The sequence below is a fragment of the Paenibacillus sp. R14(2021) genome, assembly GCF_019431355.1.
GTDB lineage: Bacteria > Bacillota > Bacilli > Paenibacillales > Paenibacillaceae > Paenibacillus_Z.
Genome location: NZ_CP080269.1, coordinates 2,773,355 through 2,798,321, shown reverse-complemented (window position 1 = coordinate 2,798,321; position 24,967 = coordinate 2,773,355). Strand labels below are relative to the sequence as shown.

Below are 24,967 nucleotides of genomic sequence, written 5' to 3'. Positions count from 1 at the left end.
ACAAGCATTCAAGCATTAAGCATCAGGGACAACTAAATCGTCTGGAGAGGAAGTGATGCAAGATCATGACGGGAACGACCGGAGTTATCGAAAGAAACAAAACGGAGTCCTCCATCGGCAGCAGGGCGCTCGTGATAAAGGATCGCGGGAGACGGGTGAAACGGCATTGGCAGCTCTACCTGCTCGTGCTGCTGCCGATTGCGTATCTGGTTATTTTCAAATATGTCCCCATGTACGGGGCGCAGATCGCCTTTCGGGATTTCAGTCCGGTGAAGGGCATTATGGGCAGCGATTGGGTGGGAATGAAGCACTTCTCGACGTTCTTCAATTCGCCGAACTTCTGGGTGCTGATTAAGAACACGCTGATTATCAGCATCTATTCGCTCATTGTCGGCTTTCCAGCGCCGATCCTGCTGGCCCTCGCGCTCAACGAAGTCCGCAGCATGCGCTTCAAGCGGCTCGTACAAATGGTCACGTTCGCGCCTTATTTCATCTCCACGATCGTCATGGTATCCATGATCATTCTGTTCCTATCGCCGCGGCTTGGTTTCGTCGACCATTTTCTAAGCCTGTTTGGGATGGAGTCCCAAAACTTCATGGGGATTCCGAAATATTTTAGCAGCATCTTCGTTTGGTCGAACGTCTGGCAGGGCATCGGATACGGCGCTGTTATTTACTTGGCGGCCCTCTCGGGAATCAATGTCGATCTTTACGAGGCGGCAAGGGTGGACGGCGCTTCGCGAATCCGCAAAGTGTGGCATATCGATTTGCCGGGCATCATGCCCGCGGCGATCATCCTGCTCATTCTGAACGTTGGGCAAATCATGAACGTTGGCTTCGAGAAAATTTATTTGATGCAAAACCCGCTCAATACGAGCACCTCGGAAGTCATTTCGACCTACGTGTACAAGATCGGACTGCTCGGCGCGAACTTCAGCTTCTCGTCCGCCGTCGATTTGTTCAACTCGGTCATCAATCTCATTCTGCTGCTGAGCGTCAATTACGTAGCGAGACGCATTTCCGAAAGCAGCTTATGGTAAGGGGCGATCACGGATGGCGCGTTCGAACGCGATACGGGAATCTTACGGCGACAAACTGTTTCTGACGGCGGTGTACGTTTTTCTGGCCATTATCCTGGTGGTCGTTCTCTACCCGCTCATTTATATCTTGAGTTCTTCCTTCAGTTCGCCCCAGGCGGTCATTAGCGGCAAAGTATGGCTGCTGCCGGTGGACTTCAGCCTCGCGGGCTACAAGGCGATCTTTTCGAACCCGCAGATCATGACGGGCTACGGCAACTCGCTCTTCTACACGACATTCGGCGTGCTCATCAACGTGAGCCTGACCATCATGCTGGCTTATCCGCTTTCGCGAACGACGTTCTACGGCCGCAATGTCATCATGGGCTTTCTTGTCCTGACGATGATGTTCAGCGGCGGCTTGATCCCGTATTACTTGACGGTGAAGAACCTGCATCTGCTCGATACGCGATGGGCGATGCTGCTGCCCGGCGCGATGGCGGTCTGGCAGGTGATTATCGCCAGAACCTTCTTTCAGTCGAGCATCCCGAAGGAACTGGGCGAAGCGGCCGAACTGGACGGCTGCAGCGACTTCGGCTTCCTGTGGCGCGTCGTGCTGCCGTTGTCCAAGCCGATTCTGGCGGTGCTCGTGCTGATGTATGCGGTCAGCCAGTGGAATGCCTATTTCGAAGCGCTGATTTTCCTGAAGTCCCAGAACCTGTTCCCTTTGCAAATCATCTTGCGCAACATTCTGATTCTCAACTCGATCGACTCGAGCATGATGGTGGACGCGAACAAGATGGCGGCGATGCAGGGCTTGCGGGATCTGCTTAAGTTCTCGCTGATCGTCGTGGCTACTTTGCCGGTGCTAGCGATCTATCCGTTCGTCCAGAAGTATTTCGTGCAGGGCATCATGATCGGCTCTCTGAAAGGATGACGGGCTGGACCCGCCTGGGGGTGATGCCGCCGTTCAACGGCGAATGCGCATGCGCGAGAAGCGCGCGGAGAGAACGAAATACGATGAACTTACCAAGGAGGCGTCTATCTTGAAGATGAAGAGAAGCTCGCAAGTGCTCGGCTTGATTCTGATTATCGCCATGATGATAACGGCCTGCAGCAATGACGGCGGGAACGGCAACGGGAACGGTAGCGGGAACGGCAGCGGGGGAACAAACGGCAGCGTGAATAACGGCGCAGGAGACGCCGGAAACAGCGGGAAGACCGTAACGCTGGACACATTCGTCAGCGTATCGGCACGCATCGAGGATATCAACACGAATGCGGTGACCAAATACATCGAGAACAAGCTCAACATCAAATTCAAGTTCGACGCGACGCCGAGCGCGAATGCCGCGGACAAGAAGAAGCTGATCATGGCAAGCGGCGATTATCCGTCCGTCTTCCTCTCCGGCGACTTCTCGCAGGCCGAGCAAATCAGCTATGGCAAGCAGGGCATCTTGCAGCCGCTGAACGATCTCATCGACAAATACGGGAACGAAATCAAGCGCGCGTTCGCCGAGGATAAAGATTTGCAAGCGGCCATCACAGCGCCGGACGGCAATATCTATGCACTTCCGCATATTAACGACTGTTTCCACTGCTGGTATTCGCAGAAGATGTGGATCGACAAGACATGGCTGGATAAGCTGGGGTTAAAAATGCCGACGACGACGGAGGAATATTACCAAGTATTAAAAGCGTTCAAAACGCAGGATCCGAACGGCAACGGCCAAGCGGACGAAATCCCGCTGTCCGGCGCGTTCAACACGTGGCACGGTATTCCTTCGAATTTCCTGATGAACTCGTTTATTTACGATAATGACGAAGATTTCTTCTTCATGAAAGACGGCAAAGTGCAGTTGGCTGCGAACCAGCCCGAATGGCGCGATGGCTTAACGTACATCAACAAGCTCTTCAGCGAGGGCCTGATCGATAAAGAAGCGTTCACGCAGAATAACGACCAAATGGCGCAGGTCGGCAACAAAGAAGGCGACAACGTCAGCGGCAGCGTGACGGCCGGCCATATTGGCATGTATTTCAGCTTGGCTGAAGGACAGAACCGCCACAAGGAGTACGTGACGGTGGCGCCGCTTACGGGTCCAGGCGGCGTGGCGTATGCGGGGTATTACAAGGCATACGGCAACGGCCAGTTTGCCATTACGAACAAAGCCACGGAAGAACAGGCTATTGCGGCAATCAAAATGGCGGATTACATGTATTCCGAAGAACATGCGATCATGAACGAATACGGCCTCGAAGGCAACTATTGGGAGAAGGCGAAGGATGGCGAGAAGGATGTGCACGGCAATCAAGCCAAGTACAGCTTGAAGCCGAAATATTGGGATATCAGCACGACGTTCAATGACGCTTGGGATCAAATGGGCATCACGAGACGGACCCGCGCGATCCGGGAGTCCTGGACGGCGCCGGCAGATCCGTTCTCTCAACAGGGCTATGAATATCGGCTCTATCTGGAAACGGCTAAAAACTACGAGAATCGCCAGCCGGCAGAGACGTTCCCGCTCACCATCTTCATGGATGAGAACGACGCGAACGAAGCCATCATGCTGCGCACGCAAATCAATGAATATATCCGTTCCAACATGGCGCAGTTCGTCACGGGCTCCAAGAAGCTGACGGATTCGGAGTGGGATAGTTATATGAAGGGCTTCGACGGCTTGAACCTGAAGCATTACTTGGAAATCTATCAGACGGCGTACGATAAGAAGAAACAAGGCTAGTGAGAGTAAGGCTTAATACCGGAATGATCCCCACTTTCATTTGAAGGTGGGGATCGTTTTAATTACACTCCGGCATGCTGACCGCAGCTTGGACAGCCAAACGCTTTGCGCCGAATTCGGAGTGGCTGCATCGAGTTCCGGAGAAAGCTTGATGTCTATGCGCGCCCATACGAAGCAGGTCTTTCACGATTGGGTACTGGTGCTGGAGCGCTGCGGTCCAAACATGCTATAGTAAATAAAAATAACCTGCCTAAGGTGCCGGTTGTGCTTACCTATGGGATGAAAGCGGTGAATGGGCTTGACCTATGAAGAAGTGATGCAGCAGCTCGCGAGCATGGGCTCGGAGCAGACCAAGAAGACGTTCATCAATCATGGTGCACTTGAACCCCTCTACGGTGTGAAGGTCGGCGATTTGAAGAAGCTGGTGAAGCAGGTGAAGAAGGACCAGGCGCTGGCATTATCGCTCTATGATTCGGGCGTCAGCGATGCTATGTATTTGGCGGGGTTGACGGTCAATCCGTCCGGCATTACGAAAGAGCAGCTGCGTGAATGGGCGCGTAGAGCGAATTGGTACATGCTTGCTGAATACACGGTGGCTGGTTTAGCAGCGGAAAGTCCTTTTGGACGAGAGCTGGCGATGGAATGGATCTCTTCTCCGGACGAAATGACGGCGACGTGCGGGTGGAGCACGTATGCCAACCTCGTATCGATCAAACCGGATGATGAGCTGGATTACGGCGAGATCCGAGCCTTGTTGCACGAGGCGAGCACCCGCATCCACGAGGAACGGAACCGGGTTCGATACACGATGAACGGTTTTATTATCTCGGTTGCCGGGTACGTAAAGGTGCTTCATGAGGAGGCCAAAGAAGCTGCACAACGTATCGGTAAAGTGCAGGTGAACATGGGAAATACCGCCTGCAAAGTACCGCTGGCGACGGATTATATCGCCAAGATGGCGGCGATGGACAGAATCGGGAAGAAGCGCAAGACATGCATCTGCTAGAAGCGGGGAAAGAAGGTACAGTCAGAATGGAGAACGAGCAGCAAACCTATATGATCGGCATTGACATCGGAACGACGAGCACCAAATCGGTGCTGTTCCGCGAGAACGGAGAGGTCGTCACTTCGGCGCATGTGGAGTATCCGCTTTTGACGCCGACACCATCAGTGGCCGAGCAGGATCCCGATCAGATTTTGGCGGCGGTAATTGCGACGGTGAAGAACGTGATGGCGGGCATTAAGCCGCAGCAGGTGCTGCTTGCATCGTTCAGCTCCGCCATGCACAGCGTCATTCCGATCGATGCGGATGGACAGCCGCTCATGAATTGTTTGACCTGGGCGGATAACCGAAGCGCTGCCTGGTCGGATCGGCTCAAGCGCGAAATGAACGGACATACGCTCTATTTGCGGACCGGAACACCGATTCACCCGATGTCCCCAATTACGAAGCTGCTGTGGCTGCGTCACGATAGGTCCGATCTCTTTAATCGGACCTGGAAGTTCATTTCCATCAAGGAGTACATCTTCGGCAAGCTGTACGGCGAATACGTCGTCGACCATTCCATCGCTTCGGCAACAGGTATGCTGAATTTGGCGCAGCTGGATTGGGATGCGGAAGCACTCGACATTGCAGGTATCACGTCTGAGCGGCTGTCGAAGCTTGTGCCGACGACGCATGTGATGCGCGGTATGAAGCCGGACTATGCGGCGGCCATGGGGCTGCTGCCTGATACGCCGTTTGTCGTGGGCGCGAGCGACGGCGTGCTCTCGAACCTCGGCGTCGATGCGATCGAGCCCGGCGTCGTTGCCGTGACGATCGGCACGAGCGGCGCGATCCGCACGGTCGTGGATAAGCCGGTCACGGATCCGAAGGGCCGTTACTTCTGCTATGCGCTGACGGCGGACAAATGGGTTATCGGCGGGGCTGTCAACAACGGCGGCGTTATTTTCCGCTGGATGAAGGATCAGCTGGGCGCTTCGGAGATTGAGACGGCTAAGCGTCTTGGCATCGATGCCTATGACATGCTGACGCAAATTATGGAGCGGGTCCGTCCCGGATCGGACGGACTGATCTTCCATCCGTATTTGACAGGCGAGCGGGCGCCGCTCTGGAATGCCGATGCGCGCGGTTCATTCTTCGGCCTGACGCTGCATCACGGCAAGGAACATATGATGCGCGCCGTGCTGGAAGGTATCAACTACAATTTGTATACGGTGCTGAAGGCACTTGAGGAAACAACGGGCCGACCGGCACGAATACATGCAACCGGAGGCTTCGCCCGTTCGGCGCTGTGGCGTCAGATGATGGCGGATATTTTCGATCAGGAGGTCATCATCCCGGCGAGCTTCGAAAGCTCGTGTCTAGGCGCAGTCGTGCTCGGCCTGATTGCAATCGGCCGCGCGGATTCGTTCGCGATTGTATCGCAGATGGTCGGTTCGACGCACAGCCACCGTCCGAACGAAAAAGCAGCAGCCCTGTATCAGGAGCTGCTGCCGATTTACATGCGTCTGGCGGACAAGCTGGAGGAGGAATACGCGAGCATCGCGGCCTTCCAGCGCAGCTTGTTCCGTTAATCTGCGATATCGTGATTGATGGCGATGATTCCGATCACTTGCGGGGAGTCCGCGCTGGCTCCGAACCACAGTTCGCCGTTGCCGACCATGACGCCTTGGTAATTGACGAATAGATGGTCCGCTGTCTGTCCGGCAATGGCTGCTTTAACCTGCTTCGTCATAATGGCGTCGTATTGGTCGACGAAGTCGCCGCGCGTTTGAATAAGCTGATGCCCCGAAGCGCCATTTACCCGAAGCGGGTACAGAATATGGCTGGCAACCTCCGCCTTATTATCCGACGCGACAGCTGTTTTGACGGCCGCGAAGGTATCAAGCATGGCTTGCGGATCTTGAATGCCCGCCGTCTCGAACGGATTCGTGCCGGTTTTGATAGGATCGACAACGAGCGAACCCGCAGGTGTGTTTAAGTCGGCTGCCGATTGATCGGCTGCTTGGTTAGTTGAGGCACTGCTGCAGCCTGCACTAAGAAGCAGCGCGGCCGCTATAAGAACGGCCGAGAACAGCCGTGATGGTTTCGAGAGAGCTAGGTAACGTCCTGTTGTAGTTGTATGCATGTTCATCTCCAAACATCCTTTCCATCTCATATGCTTTCACATTATGGACGAGAGGATACGGCGTAATGTTTCGGGAGCCGGGGATGAAAATAGTGGGAGGATCGATACGTCAGGAACGGTCGATGATGGTCTGGAACGTCGACCGGTCGCAGCTCTCCACGAGCTTGACGAGCAGTTCCTTCGCAGCCGCATAATCGTCGGTATGCAGGACGGAAGCGGAGGTATGGATGTACCTGGCGCAGACGCCGATTACCGCTGACGGAATTCCGCTGCCCTGTGTATGCACGGCGCCGGCATCCGTGCCGCCCGGTGAGACGAAATACTGATATGGAATGCGATGCGTCTGCGCCGTATCCAACACGTATTCCACCATGCCGCGGTGAGTCAGCATGCCTGGATCATAGATGCGCAGCAGCGCGCCCTGCCCGAGCTGACCGAAGGCCGACTTGTCGCCGTTCATATCGTTAGCAGCGCTGGCATCCATGGCGAAGAATAGATCGGGCTTGATCATATGGGATGCCGTCCGTGCGCCGCGAAGCCCAAGCTCTTCTTGGACGGTTGCGCCGGAATAGAGCACATTCGGCAGCTTCTTGCCCTTTAGCTCTTTGAGCAGCTCGAGGGCTAGGCCGACGCCGTAGCGGTTATCCCATGCTTTGGCCATGATCTTCTTAGGATTGGCAAGCGGCGTGAACGGGCAATAAGGAACCGCCTGCTGCCCGATACGGACGCCGACCTCTTCCGCGTGCTGCTTGCTGTCCGCGCCGATGTCAATGTACATGCCCTTGACGTCCAGCGGTTTGCCGCGCTGCGCTTCGTCCAGCAAATGGACGGGCGTCGTCCCGATAATGCCGACGAGCATACCGTTCTCTGTCATGACTTGAATGCGCTGCGCCGGCAGCACTTGGCTGAACCAGCCGCCTAGCGTCTGGAAGCGAAGCATGCCGTTCTCGGTAATGCCTGTGATGAGGAAGCCGACTTCATCCAAGTGGCCTGCAGCCATAATAACCGGTCCTTGCTCATCGCCGCGCATGACGCCGAAAATACTTCCCAGCCGGTCCTGTACGATTTCATCCGTATATTTGGCAAGCTCGCCGCGCACGTAGCTTCTCAGCTCCCGTTCAAAGCCCGATGCGGCTTGAAACTCCGTCAATGTTCGAAACAGCTCCATCGTTTCCTGGTTCATCCTTGTTTCCTCGCGATCTGTATGGTAGTTTGGGCAGGCTTTGCCCGTTCTTACCGTCTTACGGCTTGCATGCAGTATGTGTGTTGCTGCAGCCATGTTTTATTTTACTCTCTTTCCGCATTCCGGTAAATGAAGCCGCGAAGCGGGCAGAGCGAGTACCGCTTCGCGATGGACAACATTATGGTATAATTGGTAAAAATAACGATGAGGTGATCGAAACATGATAGGGAGAAGCGGCAATCCCACGTTGAATGATAAAACTTTCGAGCAGGATGGATCTTATTCCGGTTCGGACAGAATGACCATTGAAGGCACGGTGAACAAAACCTTCATTATACTCGCTGTGCTGCTCGGCGCTGCATTCGCGACGTGGTCCATGTATTTCAAAGGCAGCAATGTCATGCCTTATGCGATCGGCGGCGCGATCGGCGGGATGATCGTTGCGCTCATTATCAGCTTCGTGCCGCGCACGGCGCCGTATCTGGTGCCGATTTACGCTGCGCTCGAAGGCGCCTTTATCGGCGCGCTCAGCGCAAATTACGAACATGCTTACGGCGGCATTACCCTACAGGCGGCTTTGATTACGATGTGCGTATTCTTCGCGCTGCTGGTCGCGTACAAAACGCGCATCATTAAAGCGACCGAGAATTTTAAGTTAGGCGTATTCGCGGCAACGGCCGGTATTGCCCTCGTATATCTGGTCAGCATCGTCCTTCGCATGTTCGGCATAACCGTTCCGTACTTGCATGACAGCAGCTTGATCGGCATCGGCATATCGGTCGTTATCGTCATCGTCGCAGCGCTTAATCTCGTGCTCGATTTCGATTTTATCGAAGAAGGCGCGAATAAGGGAGCGCCGAAGTATATGGAGTGGTACGGTGCGTTCGGGCTCGTCGTGACGCTCGTATGGCTGTATGTTGAAATTCTCCGGCTGCTGTCCAAGCTGCGAAGCCGCTAACTAGAAATCGCTCAAGCATCGTTCCTTTCAATCCGGGACGATGTTTTTTTTTGTGCGTAGCTGAACAAAACGACTGTAAGCCAAGGCTGCCCGCGGGCCCGTCAATGTCGCCCGATGGACGGTTTTTCGCATTTTTGGCGCGTGCAAGGGATCGGTGGGGAATGGTTGCAACGCGCGGCCAGCCGCCTCAATGCCCTGCCGTCCATGATCGATCCTGTTCTTCCCAGCGCTTCGCAAAACAGTCATTGACGTTTGTCCGAAAGTGGATTACGCTCGTAAAAGTTGCTTTTTTCATGTCAGGTTTAAATGCGTAATTTCGGAAAGGTTGCGTACCCTAAAGATGAACGTCAGAACGATCGGCCTAAGCTTATACATCATGTTTATTTATTGGCTGTCGACCCACGTGCCCAGCATGCACATGCTGTTTTATCCGGCGCTTGGCGCATTCGGATTTATCTTCATTTCCCGTTCCCTGTCCTTCAAGCAGATTGGCGGAATTGCCCTCGGCGCCGTTATCTCTTCGAGCATTGGCACGATCGGTTATATGATTTACCCCGGTATGATCTCTTTATTTATTTGCATGCTTATTACGATGTGGATGATCAGAACGACCAAATGGAATGCGCCGCCGATTCTCGGGGTGTCGCTGATCCCGTTCATTACGCACGCGGCTAATCCTTGGACAGTGCCGATGTCGATCTGCATCTCGCTGATTGGTTTGCTGGCTGCGCTCGGCATGGTCTTCATCGTGGAACGGAAGATGAGCGATTTGCCTGCCGCCATGCGGATGAAGAGCGGAGCTGGGATTCGAATGGATGCCGAGCAATAAGTCACGAAGGAGCAGCCACGTATGATTGTGGGACTTGAAATTACGGTGCGGTCCACCGAGATCGATGTGAACGGGCATGTCAACAACGCCAAGTATTTGGAATACCTGGAATGGAGCAGAGAAGAATGGTACGAGCAGTCCGGCCTTCCCTACGGTGCGTTCCTTGGCATGGGCATTCAGACCGTAACGGTCAATATTAACATCAATTATCGTAAGGAATGCAGGCAGGGCGATCTGCTGAACGTAACGACGGAAGCGGAGAGCGCCGGTCGGACCAGCTTCGTGTTGAAGCAGGCCATTGTCAATCAGCATGGCGAGCTGTGCGCGGATGCCCGGGTTACGAGCGTAACGATGGATGCGGGGTCGCGTAAGAGCAGGCTGCTGCCGGATGAGCTTCGTCAGCTTTTTCCGGCGTCGATTTAGGCTCATCCGTATCGCATCCTGCAAAATAGGCAATCATTTAAAGAGGCGGCGCATGATGTTTTATGCATCGCCTCTTTGCTTGATTATATACCTATAAACAGCGGCAGAAATGGAAGGAAGAAAGGGGCTGAAACAAGTGGACTATCGGATCGAGAAGGATTCTATGGGCGAAATTCAAGTGGAGGCGAACCGGCTGTGGGGCGCGCAGACCGAGCGGAGCTTGCACAATTTCAGAATCGGAACGGAGAAAATGCCGCGCGAGCTCATCCAGGCTTTCGCTTATCTGAAGAAAGCGGCCGCGGCGGTCAACGGCGGGCTTGGAAAGCTGGATGAGGACAAATCCCGTGCCATTGCGGCGGCAGCCGATGAAATTATCGCAGGCCAATGGGACGGAGAGTTTCCGCTTGCCGTCTGGCAGACAGGGAGCGGCACGCAGTCGAACATGAACGTCAACGAGGTCATCGCGCGCCGAGCAGGACAGCTGATCGAGGTGCAGGGCGGAGTCGAAGTGAAGGTGCATCCGAACGACGACGTCAACCGTTCGCAAAGCTCGAACGATACGTTTCCGACCGCCATGCACGTCGCGGCGCTTATCGCCGTGGAGGACAACGTGCTTCCGGCCATTGCGCAGCTGAAAGCAACGCTGACGGCCAAGAGCGATGCGTTTGCCGATATCATCAAGATCGGCCGCACGCATCTGCAGGACGCGACACCGCTTACGCTGGGGCAGGAGATCAGCGGCTGGGTGCGTATGCTGGAGAAAGGCGAGCGCAATATCGGCGCAGCCCGAGAAGAGCTGCGAGAGCTCGCAATCGGCGGTACAGCCGTCGGCACGGGGCTCAATGCGCCTGCGGGCTTCAGCGAGAAGGTGGCAGCCGAAATCAGCGGATTGACGGGCAAGTCCTTCGTGAGCGCGCCGAATAAATTTCAGGCGCTGACAAGCCATGACGAGCTGGTATTCGTCCACGGTGCGTTCAAAGCGCTGGCCGCGGATCTCATGAAGATCGCGAACGACGTACGCTGGCTGGCGAGCGGCCCGCGCTGCGGGATCGGCGAGATCCGGATTCCGGAGAATGAGCCCGGCAGCTCCATCATGCCAGGCAAGGTCAATCCCACGCAGTGCGAGGCGATGACAATGGTCGTCTGCCAGGTCATGGGCAACGATGCCGCGATTGGCTTCGCGGCAAGCCAGGGCAACTTCGAACTGAACGTGTTCAAGCCGGTCATTATCCACAATTTCCTGCAGTCGGCAAGGCTGCTCAGCGATGCGATCCGCTCGTTCGATGAGCACTGCGCGGTCGGGATCGAACCGAATCGGGAAGTGATTCAGAAGTATTTGAACGAGTCGCTGATGCTCGTGACGGCGCTTAATCCGCATATCGGTTACGAGAATGCGGCTTCCATCGCGAAGACGGCGCATAAGGAAGGGCTGACGCTGCGCGAGGCGGCGGTACGAAGCGGACTGATCACAGCAGAGAAATTCGATGAAGTCGTGCGCGCGGAAGCGATGATTTGACGATATAACGGGTTGACGCGGATTCGCTTTAAAGCGGCAAATTTTTATTTTGCGTTCATGGCAGATATCAAGTATTATGGGTAGAAAAGACAGTAAGGCTAAAGGAGATTGACGCACATGAATGCAAAGCACGCGAATAGCAAAATTGTCGACTGTACGATCCGCGACGGCGGTCTCGTCAATAACTGGGATTTCAGCGTTGAATTTGTTCAGCATCTGTATTCGACCTTGAACGAAGCCGGCGTTGATTACATGGAAATCGGATACAAGAACTCCCCTAAGCTGCTCAAAGGCGCAGAATCCGCCGGTCCATGGCGCTTTCTGGACGACGATTTCCTTCGCAAGGTCATTCCGCATAAGCTGCATACGAAGCTGTCCGCGCTTGTTGACATCGGCCGCGTAGACGAGAACGATATTTTGCCTCGTGAAGAAAGCGTGCTGGATCTGATCCGCGTTGCCTGCTACATACAAGATGTCGAAAAAGCGCTTGAACTCGTTCAAGTGTTCCACGACAAAGGCTATGAGACGACGCTGAACATCATGGCGCTCTCCAGCGTCATGGAGAATCAGCTGCTGGAAGCATTCGAGCTGATTGAAGCAAGCGTTGTCGATGTTGTGTACGTCGTAGACTCCTACGGCAGCTTGGATCCGAAGGACTTCGACTATCTGGTCGGAAAATTCCAGAAATACCTGCCTAGCAAGCGTCTTGGCGTGCATACGCACAACAACATGCAGCTGGCATTCGCGAACACGCTGATCTCCGCCGAGAAAGGCGTCGAGCTGCTGGACGCTTCCGTATACGGCATGGGCCGCGCCGCCGGCAACTGCCCGACGGAGCTGCTTGTTGCGCATCTAAAGAACACGAAGTACAATGTCCGTCCTGTCCTCGACATGATTGAGAAGTACATGATTCCGCTTCGCGAGAAGGAAGAATGGGGCTATATCATTCCTTACATGATCACGGGCATGCTGGACGAACATCCGCGTTCCGCCATGGCGCTTCGCGAATCCGCAGACAAGGATAAAGCAGTCGATTTCTACGACAAGCTGACGACGCCTGAAGTGCTGCACAGCAAATAATCGAGGTACGAACGAAGCTTCCGGGGCAAAAGCGCTCGGGAGCTTTTTTTGCCGTGTTGTGGAAATTTAGTTGTTGTGCGCATCTGGAATCCGCGATATGCTCAGAGCACTTGCATTCGCTGCATCTTCCGGCGAATGTGATAACCGTAACTAGCACTATACGCAGAATAAGCGGGGAGAGAACCGAATGATCCATAAAGAGCTGGCGTCATCATGCTTCAATAAAGTGTGGGAGCATCTTGATAATCCGAATCGCACGGCAAGCGAGAGTGAGCAGATGGTTCATCTCTGCCACAGCTCGTTCTGGCACTGGACGCAGGTGGAGGGGCATACTCAAACGAATCTTTCGGTCGGCTATTGGCAGCTGGCGCGCGTTTATGCGGTTATTGGCCAAGGCAGGCAGGCGCTCGAATACGCCGATAAGTGCCTCGCCGTGAGTCTGGACGCGGGACTTGAGCCCTTCTATATTGCTTACGCCTACGAGGCGGCTGCACGGGCATATGCGGCGCTTGACGAGCAGGAGAAGAAGAGCAATGCAGCAGCGCAGGCCAACCGGTATGCGGAGCAAATAACAGAGGAAGAGCATAAAGGATGGGTCGTTCGAGATTTGGGTACGATCTGAACCCGAACTGAACCCAATCTGACTGTCTCATGATACGTCTGACTTCGGTTGGCGTTACCTCATATGAAGGAGTGAATGCCGCATGAATCATGCTTTAGCACTGATCGTCAAACAATTGGAATCTCGTCAAACGCTGCAGGCTCTTATGCCGAAACAAGCGTGGGATGCTTCGTTAGAGCAACAAATCGCAGAATTGCCGCTGATTACCGCAGGGACGCCGAGATCCGCTCGTCCGGCGCTCATTGCCTTGAAGGCGGGACTGCATCTGCTGAATGAGAGCTTGGATGCCTCCCATGGACAGTCGCAGGAAATCGAGGATGATGCGACCGGCTGCTACTGGCATGGGATTATGCACCGCATGGAGGGCGACTTCTCAAATGCCAACTATTGGTTCAGCATGGCCGGCCAGCATCCCGCCATGGAGAAGCTGCAGGAACGCGCAGCAGACTGGGTGCAGAACAGCACGGTTCTGAGCGATATTCCGGAAGGCGCAATCCGAGAGGGACTTGCGGCCATTAGACGCCAGGTGCGCTGGATGCCAAGCGAGTTTACGAGTATGGTCGCTTTGGCCTCACGGACGAGCGGCAATAGATCGGATGAAGCGCGCAGCGCCGTCGAATACGTGCAGCACCTCGAATTGATGGAGCTGTTTGCCTATACGCAGCATGCAGCGAAACACGTTTTGAAGTGATCGGCTGCAGTTGAAGTTGACGCCGGTGCAGATTCTGCATGACAATCCCCGGCGATAAAATCAACATAAAAGGAGCTTCCCCCGTCATCGGCAGATGACGCTAGGGGCAGCTCCTTTTGAGTGTATGCGGTTTATTCGGTTTGTTCCTTCAGACGAGAGCTGTTCCCGGTTCCTTTGTCCTGCGCGGCGCCGCTTTTATCTTTGGCCAATTGACGGAATGGCCACCAATTCGCTTCGCCGAACAGGTTAGCAAGTGCCGGGATGACGAGCCCCATGAAAACCGTCGCGTATAAAATTAAGCCGATCACGATGCCTGCCCCGATCTGCAGCAGCGTGTTCACCCCGGACATCATCAGAGCAGCGAATGTGCCGCCCATAATGACGGCGGCGGATATAATGACACCGCCTGTCGTGGACATCGCCCTGGTCATCGCATACGTGATGCCCCTTGGCCGGTACTCCTCCTTGAAACGCGCCATGAGGAAGATGCTGTAGTCAACCCCGAGTGCGACGATAATGAGGAACACGAAGAAGGCCACATTCCATGAGAGCCCTTCCTTGCCAAGCAATTTGACGAAGATGAACTCCACGATCCCCATCGTCACGAGGAAGTTGAAGCCGAGCGACAGCAGCACGTAGAGTGGTGCCAGAATAGAACGAAGCAGAATCATCAGCACGATGAAAATTCCGATCATAACAAATGCGCCCGTTCGCATGAAATCGCTCTGCGAAATATCCTTCAACTCGGTAATTTGAGCCGAAGTACCGGAAATATAGAAATTCGCCTGCGTAATGGCACTGCCTCCCAGGCTGCGATGCAGGGCGTCGCGTATCTGTGCAGCCGTGTCCTGCGCTTCTTCTGAGTACGGATTAACGGCAAGAATGATGTCAAAGTGGGCGGTTTTCCCGTCCTTGGACACATAGTAATCCAGCGCCTGCTGAAGTTCGGGGTTATCGAGCGCGGACTGCGGCAAGTTCCAGCCCGGGATCTGGCTGCTGCCGATGGCTTGCTCGGCATCTTTAACCTTCGTCAGTCCATCCGATACATCGGCGAGACCTTTGACTCCGGCTTGCAGCCCGTTCGTCAGGTCTTTCAATCCGGTGCCCAGCTTGGCTGTGCCTTCTGCGGCTTGGGATTGGCTGACGGCCAATTGCCCCATACCGTCCGCGGCCTTCGAGATGCCCGGATTCAGCTGCGCAAAGCTCGACGACAGCTGGCTTGCGCCGTTCTTCAGTTCATTCAAACCGGATGCGAGACCGCGCTGCTTGCCGACAAGCTGCTGCATGGAAGCATCCTTCAGCAACTCCGGATGCGCCGTCAGCAGCGCCTTCAAATCGGCGCCCATGGAAGCCGATACAGCCGCGCTTTGCTTGAGCCCGCCGGTAAGCTGGTCTGCGCCTTTGGCTGCTTGCTGCATGCCGCCGTGGATTTGTATCAAGCCGCTCTCTGCTTCCTTTGTCTTGCCAGCCATCGTACGCAGCCCGCTTGTAAGCTTCCCGACGTCGCTTTGACCGCCGGAAATCGAAGTCTCCGCATCCTTCAAGCCGCCGGCGACCTTATCGACGCCGTCCTTTAATTGTCCAAGCGCGTCGGAGGTTTTGGTCAATTGATCGGAGACGGTCAGATCGCTGAGCTGCTCGCCTAGCGGCCGCACAGCGCTGCGCACCTCCTTGACGCCGGGGAGCTTCGCCATGCTTGCACTTGCTGTCTCCATAACAGCGAGCGCCGCTGGGCTGCGCATGGAATCCGGAGCCGTCAGCGCGATGGAGAGCGGGAACACCTCGCCGGAGCCGAAGGTGCGCTCGACTTGGCGGAAGCCTTGAACGGATCCGTGCGAAGGATCGATTTCGGCCAAATCGTCGAAGGAGCGTTTGCCTTGGTACAGTAGCGTGAGCGGAGCCAGCAGCAGTACCGTGACGAGAATGATCGCGACAGGTCTGCGCGCAGCAAGTCGGCCCATCGACGCCCATAGCTTGGATTCGCCGTGCCCTTGGCCGCTGACGATTCTCGTCGGCCAGAAGGTCGCTTTACCGAAGATCATCAACAGCGATGGAGTGAGCGTCAAGCCGGCAACCAGCGTGACCGCAACGCCGATGGCAACGCCGACGGCTGATTGGTACAAGCCGAATTGGGCGAAGCCAATGAGGAAGAACGCGACGAACACCGTGCTCGCGGAGAAGGCGACGGTTTTGCCGACTGTCCGCATCGTCCGGATGAGCGCTTGGACTTTATCGCCATCCTGGCTCATTTCCTCCCGGAAACGCTGGATGAGCAGGATGCAATAGTCGGTACCGGCGCCGAACATGACAGCGATGAGGAACGATTCCGTGAAGGAGGACACCGGCATCCCGAACCGGGTTGCATAAGCAACGAGACCGCGCGTTATGATCAGCGAGATCCCGATCGTGATCAGCGGAACGAACGGCGCGATGGGAGAGCGAAACACAACAAGCAGAATAATGAGCACGAGCGCGACAGTGAGAAGCTCAGTCTTCTTCAATCCTTGCTCGGAGCTCTCTTGAAAGTCTTTGCCGATCGGCGCGCTGCCCGTCAGCTCTACTTTGCTGCCGCTTGGAGCGCCGTGAATCCGCTCGGCCAGCGTGTCAACCGCCTGCGAGGTGAGCGGGTCATTGTCGGCGCGCGTGAAGCCGACGATCAGGAGCTCGGTCGTTCCGTCCTTGCTGCGGAATTTGGACGACAGCTCAGGCGTTTCGTAGGCAGACTGCACGGACTTGAACCCGTCCTTGCTGCTCAGCTTCGCTAGCTCGGCGGCTTTGGTTTCAAGCCACGTACGGTCCGCGTCCGTCATGCCGCCTTCTCTGGAATAGACGAGAATAGCACTGGACTTCAAGGTCGTCTCGGGATTGATCCGCTCCAGCATGTTCTTGGCCACGACGGATTCAGAATCGGCTGGAATGAATTTCTGCTCGGTTTGCCGCACGATGGCAGCCAGGTCGGGCAGCGCGAGTACCGAAGCGACGGCGATCGCGAGCCATGCCAGCACAATTGCCCATTTGGCACGGGCAAGTCCGCGGATTATTCGTTCTGTCATACACTAACCTCCTTGTAACATGGGTCATGATCCTAAGAATAGTTATAGCGTATGGAAAATCCTGATGTCAATAATTTTGTACCGGCGGTCATAATTATTTCGCATTCTAAAATTGGTATTGAATCCAATGTTGATTAGTTTGTATTCCTTCATATCCCCTTGCGACGATTAGAATCTTGTACCGTCGGTCACTTCGGGTTTACGCGAGATTGCACCCCGTGTTAGAATAAGGAAATAACAGAACGTAACAATGACGGAGGATCCAGCCATGAAGCGCGAGCTCAAGAAGGAACAGACGCGAACGCGCATTAAGGAAGCGGCGCTGACGCTGTTTTCCGAGCAGGGTTATGAATCAACGACGGTCGAAGGCATCGCTAAGCTTGCCGGCATCGCCAAAGGGACCTTTTTCAACTATTTTTCTTCCAAAGATGAACTTATATGCGATTTGCAGGGGTTATTCGCCATTAACGAGCTGGAGAGACTTAAGGATACGCAGGGCCCGCTTGTGCCCAGGCTGCAGCTGCTCGTGTTCAATATCGTGCGCCAGTTCACGTTGAACAAGCCGCAGACTCGCGCGCTCTTTCAAGCGATGCTGGGGAGCAGTGCGGCATTGGAGAACCATAACAAATTCATGATGGACTTAGCCGAGGTGGTGCTTCCGCTGGTCGCGCAGGCACAGGAGAGCGGCGAACTTCGCAAGGATATGCCGGCGGCTATGATGTTGCAGCAGGCATTTCAAGCCTATTTCGGCACGTTGATGATCTGGTCTATGGAAGCAGGAGACGAACCCCTCGATACCCGAATGGCGATGACCTTCGAGCTGTTCTTCAAAGGAATCGCACCGCAATAGCTGCGGTTGCCGGCACAAAAAAAGCAGCTTCGCGCTTGTCCCTTACGGGATGAGAGCGAAGCTGCTTTTTTTTGTAGGTAGCCGTGGCAGCGGAATTCAGAAACCGCCTAGCTCGCCGTCCCCTCGGATGTTAGCCGCGTGATGCGATACGTTGGGGTGGAAATAACCGGTGCCCTGCAGCGGCTTGCCGCCTGCCGTAATGCCGTTCAAAGTGACGCCGATTTGATCGGTTTCATTGAACATATGCAGCAGGGCGAGCTGCGTCATGCCGTCGATTTCAATGTACCACAGCTTATAGCCGGAATCCGCGACGACGAACAGCTGCGCTGCCGTAAACGACAGCTTGGTCGAAATGCCTTGATGCGTGATGCTGAGCTCTGTGAGCTGATAGGTTTCCATGCGGAACCGCCTCCTTTGAAACCGGGAAAAAAAGTACTCTCCCGATTGTAAAGTCGGCCAAGCCGGAATGCAACAATTTGAATCCGGCATTCGTCGTAAGGTTGATCAGTCATTTACAAATACTGGTCGAACATAGAAAACTTAGGGGGAATGGTTATGCGTATGACGACGGTGAGAGACAAAGAAATGAAGCCGGCGAAGACAACGGCGAAAAGGCTCGTAATCCTCATGCTGGCTGCTTCGATGGTGCTGCTCGGGGCATGTTCGTCGGGCAATTCGCAGAACGACAGCGCGGTCGGCAATTCGGCTGCAAATTCAAATTCGGCCGCAGACCCTAACACATCGAACACGAGTACGGCGGATGAATCGAGCAATCATGCAAGCGATGACTCGGGCGATAAATCAACTGCGGAAGAGCCTGCAGCTGACGACGGCAGCGCTGCACCGGACTCGGATGAGGGCGGGAATTCTCAATATGATGCTTCCAAGCCGGGACAGCTGACGGCAGGGGAGTGGGATGATCTCGCTGCGCATAGCCGCTGGGCGAAGCTGCTTAGCGGCTCGTATGGACAGGACAACACGGCGTATTGGTCGATTTTTCCGCAGCGTCAGCTTGAAGTGATCGTTAAGGCAGACGGCCGGGCTGTATCGGATGCGGTCGTCAGCGTCATGGATGAAGACGGTCAGAGCATCTGGGAAGGACGCACGAACAATAATGGCGTCGCTTTCGTCTACGCGGGCTTGTTCGACGAGCAGGATACTCAGGAACAATACGGGATCGAAGTCACGTCAGGCAATGAGACGAAGCGGTATGAGAATGTGCCGATTCCGCGCGGGCAGGCGCTGAACGTGAATTTGGATGCACCGGTGAAAGCATCGAAAGCGCTCGATCTGATGCTCGTTGTGGATACGACGGGCTCCATGGGCGATGAGCTGAATTATTTGAAAACAGAGCTGAAGGACGTCGTGGAGCGTGTCGGCAAAGATAACGGTCAGCAGCTGGACATCCGGGTAAGCACCAATTTCTACAGGGATCGCGGCGACGAGTACGTGGTCAAGGATTTCCCCTTCACAGCCGACATCGACAAAGCGGTCGGCCAACTGTCGGAGCAGAGCGCGGCAGGCGGGGGCGATTTTCCGGAGGCAGTGGACGAAGCGCTGGACAATGCGATCAACGATCACAAGTGGAGCGATACGGCCCGTGCGCGGCTGATGTTCCTTGTGCTGGATGCCCCTCCGCACCATGAACGCAAAGTGGGCAAACGGCTGCATGAATTGATGGAGACGGCTGCGGCGGAGGGGATACGGATCATTCCGGTCGCATCCAGCGGCGTCGATGTGCACACCGAATATTTGATGCGTTTTCTGGCGTCGTCAACGGGCGGTACGTATTTATTCCTGACGGACCACAGCGGAATCGGAAACAGCCATGAGAAGCCGGCGGTCGGCGAGTATGAAGTCAAAGCTTTGAATGATTTACTGGTGGATGTCATAAACCGTTATTCCTCATAATAGCCGCTTTTATGTCGAAAAATAGTTTTAGGAAAGCTTTAGAAAGAGGCTGGACAAGAGGCTTGGAATGGTACAAACTAGAAGGGATTACGCGGAATCGGAAGGTCCTTCCATATGGAAGGCGGCATGTCGAATTTAGTCCGGAAAAAGGGGATTTTCGTGCAAATGAAACACGGCGATGAATGCCTCATTTCGCCGCTCGGCGATCGTGCGCTCGTCGTTGAATGGACGAAGAAGAGCGGTTCGGCCGACTGGCGTCTTGCGGCGAAGCTGGCTGCGCGCTTGCACCGCGCGCAAGCGCCGTGGCTGAGTGATGCCGTACCGGCCTATGCCTCGGTTACGGTCGTTTATGACCCGCTGCTGCTCCATCGGATGAATGAAAGCAAGCTGCTGCTGTCAGCGGACAAAGAAGGAATGAAACAGCTGCCCTATGACTACGCAGCTTCCGCAGTGCGAAGGATCCTCTCCTGCAGGGCGGAGGATGAAGCTGCTGCGCCGCGAAGGATTGAAATCCCCGTCTGTTACGGCGGTGAATACGGACCGGATCTGGGTCATTGTGCCGATCGTTCCGGCTTGGCTGATGAGGCGTTCATTCGGCAGCATGCAGCGGGTGTATACCAAGTGGCGATGATCGGCTTCATGCCGGGCTTTCCTTACTTGACGGGTCTCTCCGAACGGCTGGCTCAGCCCAGGCGGGAATCGCCTCGCAGCAACGTACCAGCAGGAGCCGTCGGCATCGGAGGGAGTCAGACTGGCATCTATCCTTTGTCTTCGCCAGGCGGCTGGCAGTTGATCGGCCGTACGCCGCTGCAGCTGTTCGACCCTCATCGAGAGGAGCCGATTCTGCTGCGGACAGGAGATGAGCTGCGGTTCGTCCCGATCACGGAGGAACAAATGCGGACATGGGGAGAACAGGTATGAGCATTCGCGTGATAAAGCCTGGACTCCATACGACCGTGCAAGACTTAGGCAGGCCGGGCTGGCGCAAGGACGGCGTCGCGGAGGGCGGTGCGATGGACCGCTTCGCGCTTCGCACGGCGAATTTGCTCGTCGGCAACGCCGAGGGCGAAGCCGGGCTTGAGCTGACGCTTGCAGGGCCTGTGCTGGAGATGGAGCGGGATTTGCTGATCGCCGTCTGCGGCGCGACGATGCCGCCGTCGATTGACGGGGAGGAGCTCCCGCTTTGGCGGCCGGTTTGGGTTCGGGCCGGTGCCGTCATCTCGTTCGGCACGGCTTACAGCGGCTGCCGCGCGTATGTCGCGGCTGCCGGCGGCATCGCCGCCGAGCGGGCGCTCGGCAGCCGCGGCACGGACACGCGCGCCGGCATCGGCGGCGTCGCGGGACGCGCCCTGCAGCGCGGCGACGAGCTGCGCTGCGGCGCCGAGCCGCCCCGTGCGGCCGCATGGCGCGCTGCGCTCGCCGCGCGTGCCGCTGCAGAGCCGCAGGGCCGCCGCCGGAATTGGGCGGCCCCGGGCTGGTTTGCGCCGCCCTTCGCCTACGGCGGCGCAAGCGAGGACGGCATCCGGCTGCGCGTGATGCCGGGCGCCGAGTACGGGCAGTTCCGCGAAGCGGCCCGTACGGCGCTGATGCAGGAGCGCTTTCGCGTTGCTCCTGCATCGGACCGCATGGGGGTCCGCCTCGAAGGCCCCCCATTGGAACGAAGCGGCAGCGCGGAACTGCTGTCGCACGGCGTCGTTGCCGGCACAGTACAGGTGCCGGCCGGCGGAGCACCGATTATTCTCGCCGCGGATTGCCAGACGACAGGCGGCTATCCCAAGCTCGCCCATGTCATCTCTGTTGACTTGCCGCTGCTCGCGCAGAGCAAGCCAGGCGACTGGATCACTTTCTCGCAAGTGACGTTGGCGGAAGCGCAGCAGCTGCATCTCGCCTTTGAACGGGCCATGCGGCTGATGGCTTCCGCTATAGCGGTACATAAGCTTTAATGCGGTTCCGGCAAGCGGAGGAAAGGGGCCTTGGATATGGCTGCGAACACGACTAATCATGCGCTGCCGGAGAAACGATTCATAGACCTGAACTGTGATTTCGGTGAAAGCTACGGCGCTTATTCCTTCGGACAGGACGATGAGCTGCTGCCTTACGTCTCTTCGGTTAACATTGCCTGCGGATTTCACGCCGGCGATCCCCTTACGATGCGCGAAGCAGTGGAACGGGCGGTTCAAGCAGGCGCCGCCATCGGGGCGCATCCCGGACTCCCGGACAGAATGGGCTTCGGGCGCCGGGAGCTCGCAATTACCCCGCAGGAGGCGTACGACTATACGTTGTATCAGCTGGGGGCGCTGGATTCGTTCGTGCGGGCAGCAGGAGGGCGGCTCAGCCATGTGAAGCCGCATGGAGCGCTGTACCATATGGCCGGCCGGAGCGAGGAGCTCGCGGAAGCGTTCGTCCGCGCCGTTCATGCCTATGATGCTTCGCTCTTCATTTATGGGCAGTGGGGAAGCACCCTGCTGGGGGAGGCGGATAAGCTGGGCCTGCCGCGGGCTTCCGAGGTTTTCGCGGACCGCACGTATCGGGCGGACGGGACGTTGACGCCCCGGACTCAGCCGGGGGCCCTGCACCGTGATGCCGATGCTGCGCTCAGCCAAACAATCGATATCATTGTCAAGGGCCGAGTGCGCACCATCGAAGGAACGGAGATTCCCATGCACGGGGATACGGTTTGCTTGCACGGCGACGGACCGCAGGCAGCGGTCTTCGCGGCTCATCTTCATCGAGGTCTTGTCGCAGCAGGTATCGAACTACGACCGCCGCGCGTCTCCAAGCGCGGATAGGGTACGCATTTCAGCATCGGCTTATTTGTCGGAGGAGGACATCATGTCAATAAACCGTGCGGAAAAAATAACGATATGGACGGCATTCGTTGCCATCATCGGCTTCTTGCTCTTGCGAACGCTTCATCGGGAGCTCTACTGGACGATACCTGAACGTATTTATCTGTTTATTCACTCCGGCATGGAATTTTTCGGATTTGCCATAAGCTTTACAATGCTGGTGCTCGGTTGGTTGTTTTTCGTGAAATCGTTGTCCAAGCATCGGTTGTATACAGCAGCCTTATTCGGTGCAGTCGGCTTGTTTGACATGCTGCACGGATTGACGACGGAAGGCATGCCCTTCTATCGATTTGTCGGCGATACGTCGCTGTCCATGCTCTTCGCCATGTCGGCGCAGCTTGCGGGCTCCATCGGGCTGTTTATCATTTTCCGCAAGAACGATGCGCCGGTTCCCGCGAGCAGGCGTCTCCCTGCTTTTATCGTTGGGCTCGGCATGGCCAGCCTGCTGGCGGCGCTCTATTTTTCATTGACAGATCTGACGGCGCTTCCTCTGTTTACCGGCAAATCGATGGCGTTCCTCAGCCTGGGAACACAGGTGATTACAACCTTCATTTACCTGTGCACGATTGGCGTCGTATTGTATTTGAACCGCAATGACAGGCCGCAGGCGCTGCTGACCATTATTCAGTCGCTTGTATTCTTCATGCTGGCTAATCTGCAGTTCATGCTTAGTACGAGCACGCACGACAGCGATATGCTGTTCGGTCACATCTACAAGCTTGCGGGCTATTACTTTCTGATGAAGGGCATTTATTACGTTACGCTCGAGGAGCCCTTCAAGCAGCAGAAGCGTTCGGAATCCCGCATTAATTATATGGCTTATCATGATGAGCTCACGGGCTTATCCAATCGCAGGCTGCTGAAGGAGCAGCTTGGAGCGGAACTGCAGAGGGCGAAGCTGAACGAACGCCGAGTAGCCGTGTTCCTGCTCGATATTGATCGGTTCAAAACGATCAATGACGCGCTGGGTCATTCGTTCGGCGATCAAATGCTGCAGGCTGTATCCGAGCGGCTTCGACTTGCGGCGGAACGGCCTAATCGGGTCTTCCGGATGGGCGGCGACGAATTCGTCGTGCTGGTGCCTGATATCAAACAGGCGGAGATGGATCAAGTCGATCAGCAGGCCAAGGCGCTGATGGGGCTGTTCGATGCGCCGTTCGTTCTGGATGAAGCGGAGTATCATATTACGATCAGCCTCGGCATTTCTTTCTATCCGCAGGATGGGGAGAGTGTCGACTTGCTGCTGAAGAACGCGGACACGGCGATGTACAGTGCCAAAGCGCACCGCAATGAGTATTCCAGCTATGAGCCGGAGATGAACCGCAAAGCGCATGATCGTTTGCGGCTGGAGAGTGACTTGCGCCGGGCGATTGATGAGGAGCAGTTTACGCTGGCGTATCAACCGCTCGTTAATCTGAACACCGGCAAGGTTGTCGGCGTGGAAGCGTTGGTTCGCTGGCATCACCCGCAGCGGGGGCTGCTGCCGCCGGGCGAATTTATACCGCTCACCGAAGAGAATGGTCTCATTCTGCAGATCGGCGAATGGGTGCTCGGCGCCGCATGCAAGCAGAACAAAGCTTGGCAGGATGCCGGACTTCCGCCGATGATGATGTCCGTCAATTTGTCCATGCGGCAGTTCAGGCAGCATCAGCTGGCCGACCGGATCAAATCGATTCTGGAGCAATCCGGCATGCCGCCTCGCTATTTGGAGCTTGAGATTACAGAGAGCATGACCAGCGACGTGGAGTTTGCCGCCGATACGCTTTCAAGCTTGAAGGAACTCGGCGTTCAAATCAGCATTGATGATTTCGGCACGGGGTACAGCTCCTTGATCTCTTTGAAGCGATTCCCGATCGATAAGCTTAAGATCGACCGCGCTTTTGTCAACGATTTGACGCAGGGAGGCAGCGATGCCGCGATCGTGTCGACCATCACGTCGATGGCCAAAAACCTGAAGTTGAAAGTAACGGCCGAAGGCGTAGAGAACGATGAGCAAATTAAATTCCTCCGCGAGCGTAATTGCGAGGAAGCGCAGGGGTTTTATTTCACGAAGCCAATTCCGGCGAATTTGTTTGAGAATTGGTACAGGCACCGAAGCCAGACCGCTTAATTGC

General features: G+C 55.8%; 22 protein-coding genes. 18 read left to right on the top strand and 4 right to left on the bottom strand.

Annotated features, from left to right (window positions below; all coding sequences use genetic code 11):
• Positions 1–65: 65 nt before the first annotated feature.
• From KXU80_RS13010 to gntK, 5 genes are all read left to right on the top strand, one after another.
• Entirely contained in the window at positions 66–1,040 is a 975-nt protein-coding gene (locus tag KXU80_RS13010; RefSeq protein ID WP_219838623.1) for an ABC transporter permease, read from the top strand.
• Positions 1,041–1,053: 13 nt separating this feature from the next.
• The gene (locus KXU80_RS13005; RefSeq protein WP_219838622.1) at positions 1,054–1,953 is read left to right on the top strand and encodes a carbohydrate ABC transporter permease; all 900 of its coding nucleotides are present in this window, start codon (positions 1,054–1,056) and stop codon (positions 1,951–1,953) included.
• Between the two features lie 115 nt (positions 1,954–2,068).
• Complete coding sequence (locus tag KXU80_RS13000) at positions 2,069–3,757, top strand: type 2 periplasmic-binding domain-containing protein (protein WP_258171453.1); 1,689 nt, start codon at positions 2,069–2,071, stop codon at positions 3,755–3,757.
• 298 nt (positions 3,758–4,055) lie between these two features.
• Entirely contained in the window at positions 4,056–4,763 is a 708-nt protein-coding gene (locus KXU80_RS12995) for a DNA alkylation repair protein (RefSeq protein WP_219839019.1), read from the top strand.
• Positions 4,751–6,334 (top strand): gluconokinase, encoded by a 1,584-nt coding sequence (gene gntK, locus KXU80_RS12990; RefSeq protein ID WP_258171378.1) that lies wholly within the window; start codon positions 4,751–4,753, stop codon positions 6,332–6,334. The genes KXU80_RS12995 and gntK overlap by 13 nt, the downstream gene beginning before the upstream one ends.
• On the opposite strand, the gene KXU80_RS12985 is transcribed toward gntK, so the two are convergent.
• Both KXU80_RS12985 and KXU80_RS12980 read right to left on the bottom strand, forming a co-directional pair.
• Complete coding sequence (locus KXU80_RS12985; protein ID WP_219838619.1) at positions 6,331–6,894, bottom strand: hypothetical protein; 564 nt, start codon at positions 6,892–6,894, stop codon at positions 6,331–6,333. The genes gntK and KXU80_RS12985 overlap by 4 nt on opposite strands.
• A 103-nt stretch (positions 6,895–6,997) precedes the next feature.
• Complete coding sequence (locus KXU80_RS12980; protein WP_219839017.1) at positions 6,998–8,071, bottom strand: M42 family metallopeptidase; 1,074 nt, start codon at positions 8,069–8,071, stop codon at positions 6,998–7,000.
• Between the two features lie 220 nt (positions 8,072–8,291).
• Here KXU80_RS12980 and KXU80_RS12975 point away from each other — a divergent pair, with 220 nt between their 5' ends.
• From KXU80_RS12975 to KXU80_RS12945, 7 genes are all read left to right on the top strand, one after another.
• Positions 8,292–9,029, top strand: a complete 738-nt coding sequence (locus tag KXU80_RS12975) for a Bax inhibitor-1/YccA family protein (protein WP_219838618.1) — start codon at positions 8,292–8,294, stop codon at positions 9,027–9,029.
• 340 nt (positions 9,030–9,369) lie between these two features.
• Positions 9,370–9,858 carry a hypothetical protein gene (locus KXU80_RS12970; protein WP_219838617.1) on the top strand — a complete coding sequence of 163 codons (489 nt, stop codon included), beginning with the start codon at positions 9,370–9,372 and terminating at the stop codon, positions 9,856–9,858.
• A gap of 21 nt (positions 9,859–9,879) precedes the next feature.
• Positions 9,880–10,281 carry an acyl-CoA thioesterase gene (locus tag KXU80_RS12965; protein ID WP_219838616.1) on the top strand — a complete coding sequence of 134 codons (402 nt, stop codon included), beginning with the start codon at positions 9,880–9,882 and terminating at the stop codon, positions 10,279–10,281.
• A 136-nt stretch (positions 10,282–10,417) separates the two neighbouring features.
• Positions 10,418–11,797 (top strand): class II fumarate hydratase, encoded by a 1,380-nt coding sequence (gene fumC / locus KXU80_RS12960; RefSeq protein ID WP_219838615.1) that lies wholly within the window; start codon positions 10,418–10,420, stop codon positions 11,795–11,797.
• A 117-nt stretch (positions 11,798–11,914) separates the two neighbouring features.
• Positions 11,915–12,877, top strand: a complete 963-nt coding sequence (locus tag KXU80_RS12955; protein ID WP_219838614.1) for an aldolase catalytic domain-containing protein — start codon at positions 11,915–11,917, stop codon at positions 12,875–12,877.
• A gap of 187 nt (positions 12,878–13,064) precedes the next feature.
• Entirely contained in the window at positions 13,065–13,499 is a 435-nt protein-coding gene (locus KXU80_RS12950) for a hypothetical protein (protein WP_219838612.1), read from the top strand.
• A gap of 82 nt (positions 13,500–13,581) precedes the next feature.
• Positions 13,582–14,190, top strand: coding sequence for a hypothetical protein (locus KXU80_RS12945; RefSeq protein WP_219838611.1), 609 nt, complete (start codon positions 13,582–13,584; stop codon positions 14,188–14,190).
• Positions 14,191–14,321: 131 nt separating this feature from the next.
• Here KXU80_RS12945 and KXU80_RS12940 read toward each other — a convergent pair whose 3' ends face one another.
• The gene (locus KXU80_RS12940) at positions 14,322–17,243 is read right to left on the bottom strand and encodes an MMPL family transporter (protein ID WP_219838610.1); all 2,922 of its coding nucleotides are present in this window, start codon (positions 17,241–17,243) and stop codon (positions 14,322–14,324) included.
• A gap of 268 nt (positions 17,244–17,511) precedes the next feature.
• On the opposite strand from KXU80_RS12940, the gene KXU80_RS12935 reads away from it, so the two are divergent.
• Positions 17,512–18,093: a TetR/AcrR family transcriptional regulator gene (locus KXU80_RS12935; RefSeq protein WP_219838609.1), complete on the top strand. Its 582-nt coding sequence runs from the start codon at positions 17,512–17,514 to the stop codon at positions 18,091–18,093.
• 96 nt (positions 18,094–18,189) lie between these two features.
• On the opposite strand, the gene KXU80_RS12930 is transcribed toward KXU80_RS12935, so the two are convergent.
• Positions 18,190–18,492 (bottom strand): hypothetical protein, encoded by a 303-nt coding sequence (locus KXU80_RS12930; protein ID WP_219838608.1) that lies wholly within the window; start codon positions 18,490–18,492, stop codon positions 18,190–18,192.
• A gap of 156 nt (positions 18,493–18,648) precedes the next feature.
• On the opposite strand from KXU80_RS12930, the gene KXU80_RS12925 reads away from it, so the two are divergent.
• The 5 genes from KXU80_RS12925 to KXU80_RS12905 all read left to right on the top strand — a co-directional run bounded on the left by KXU80_RS12925 (position 18,649) and on the right by KXU80_RS12905 (position 24,963).
• A complete protein-coding gene (locus KXU80_RS12925) occupies positions 18,649–20,004 on the top strand; it encodes a VWA domain-containing protein (protein WP_219838606.1) in 1,356 nt (451 codons plus the stop codon).
• 165 nt (positions 20,005–20,169) lie between these two features.
• On the top strand, positions 20,170–20,925 hold the full coding sequence (pxpB, locus tag KXU80_RS12920) for a 5-oxoprolinase subunit PxpB (RefSeq protein ID WP_219838605.1): 756 nt from the start codon (positions 20,170–20,172) through the stop codon (positions 20,923–20,925).
• Positions 20,907–21,947, top strand: coding sequence for a 5-oxoprolinase subunit C family protein (locus KXU80_RS12915; protein WP_258171377.1), 1,041 nt, complete (start codon positions 20,907–20,909; stop codon positions 21,945–21,947). The genes pxpB and KXU80_RS12915 overlap by 19 nt, the downstream gene beginning before the upstream one ends.
• A gap of 36 nt (positions 21,948–21,983) precedes the next feature.
• Positions 21,984–22,793, top strand: a complete 810-nt coding sequence (locus KXU80_RS12910) for a LamB/YcsF family protein (protein ID WP_219838604.1) — start codon at positions 21,984–21,986, stop codon at positions 22,791–22,793.
• A gap of 43 nt (positions 22,794–22,836) precedes the next feature.
• Complete coding sequence (locus KXU80_RS12905; protein ID WP_219838603.1) at positions 22,837–24,963, top strand: bifunctional diguanylate cyclase/phosphodiesterase; 2,127 nt, start codon at positions 22,837–22,839, stop codon at positions 24,961–24,963.
• Positions 24,964–24,967: the final 4 nt, after the last annotated feature.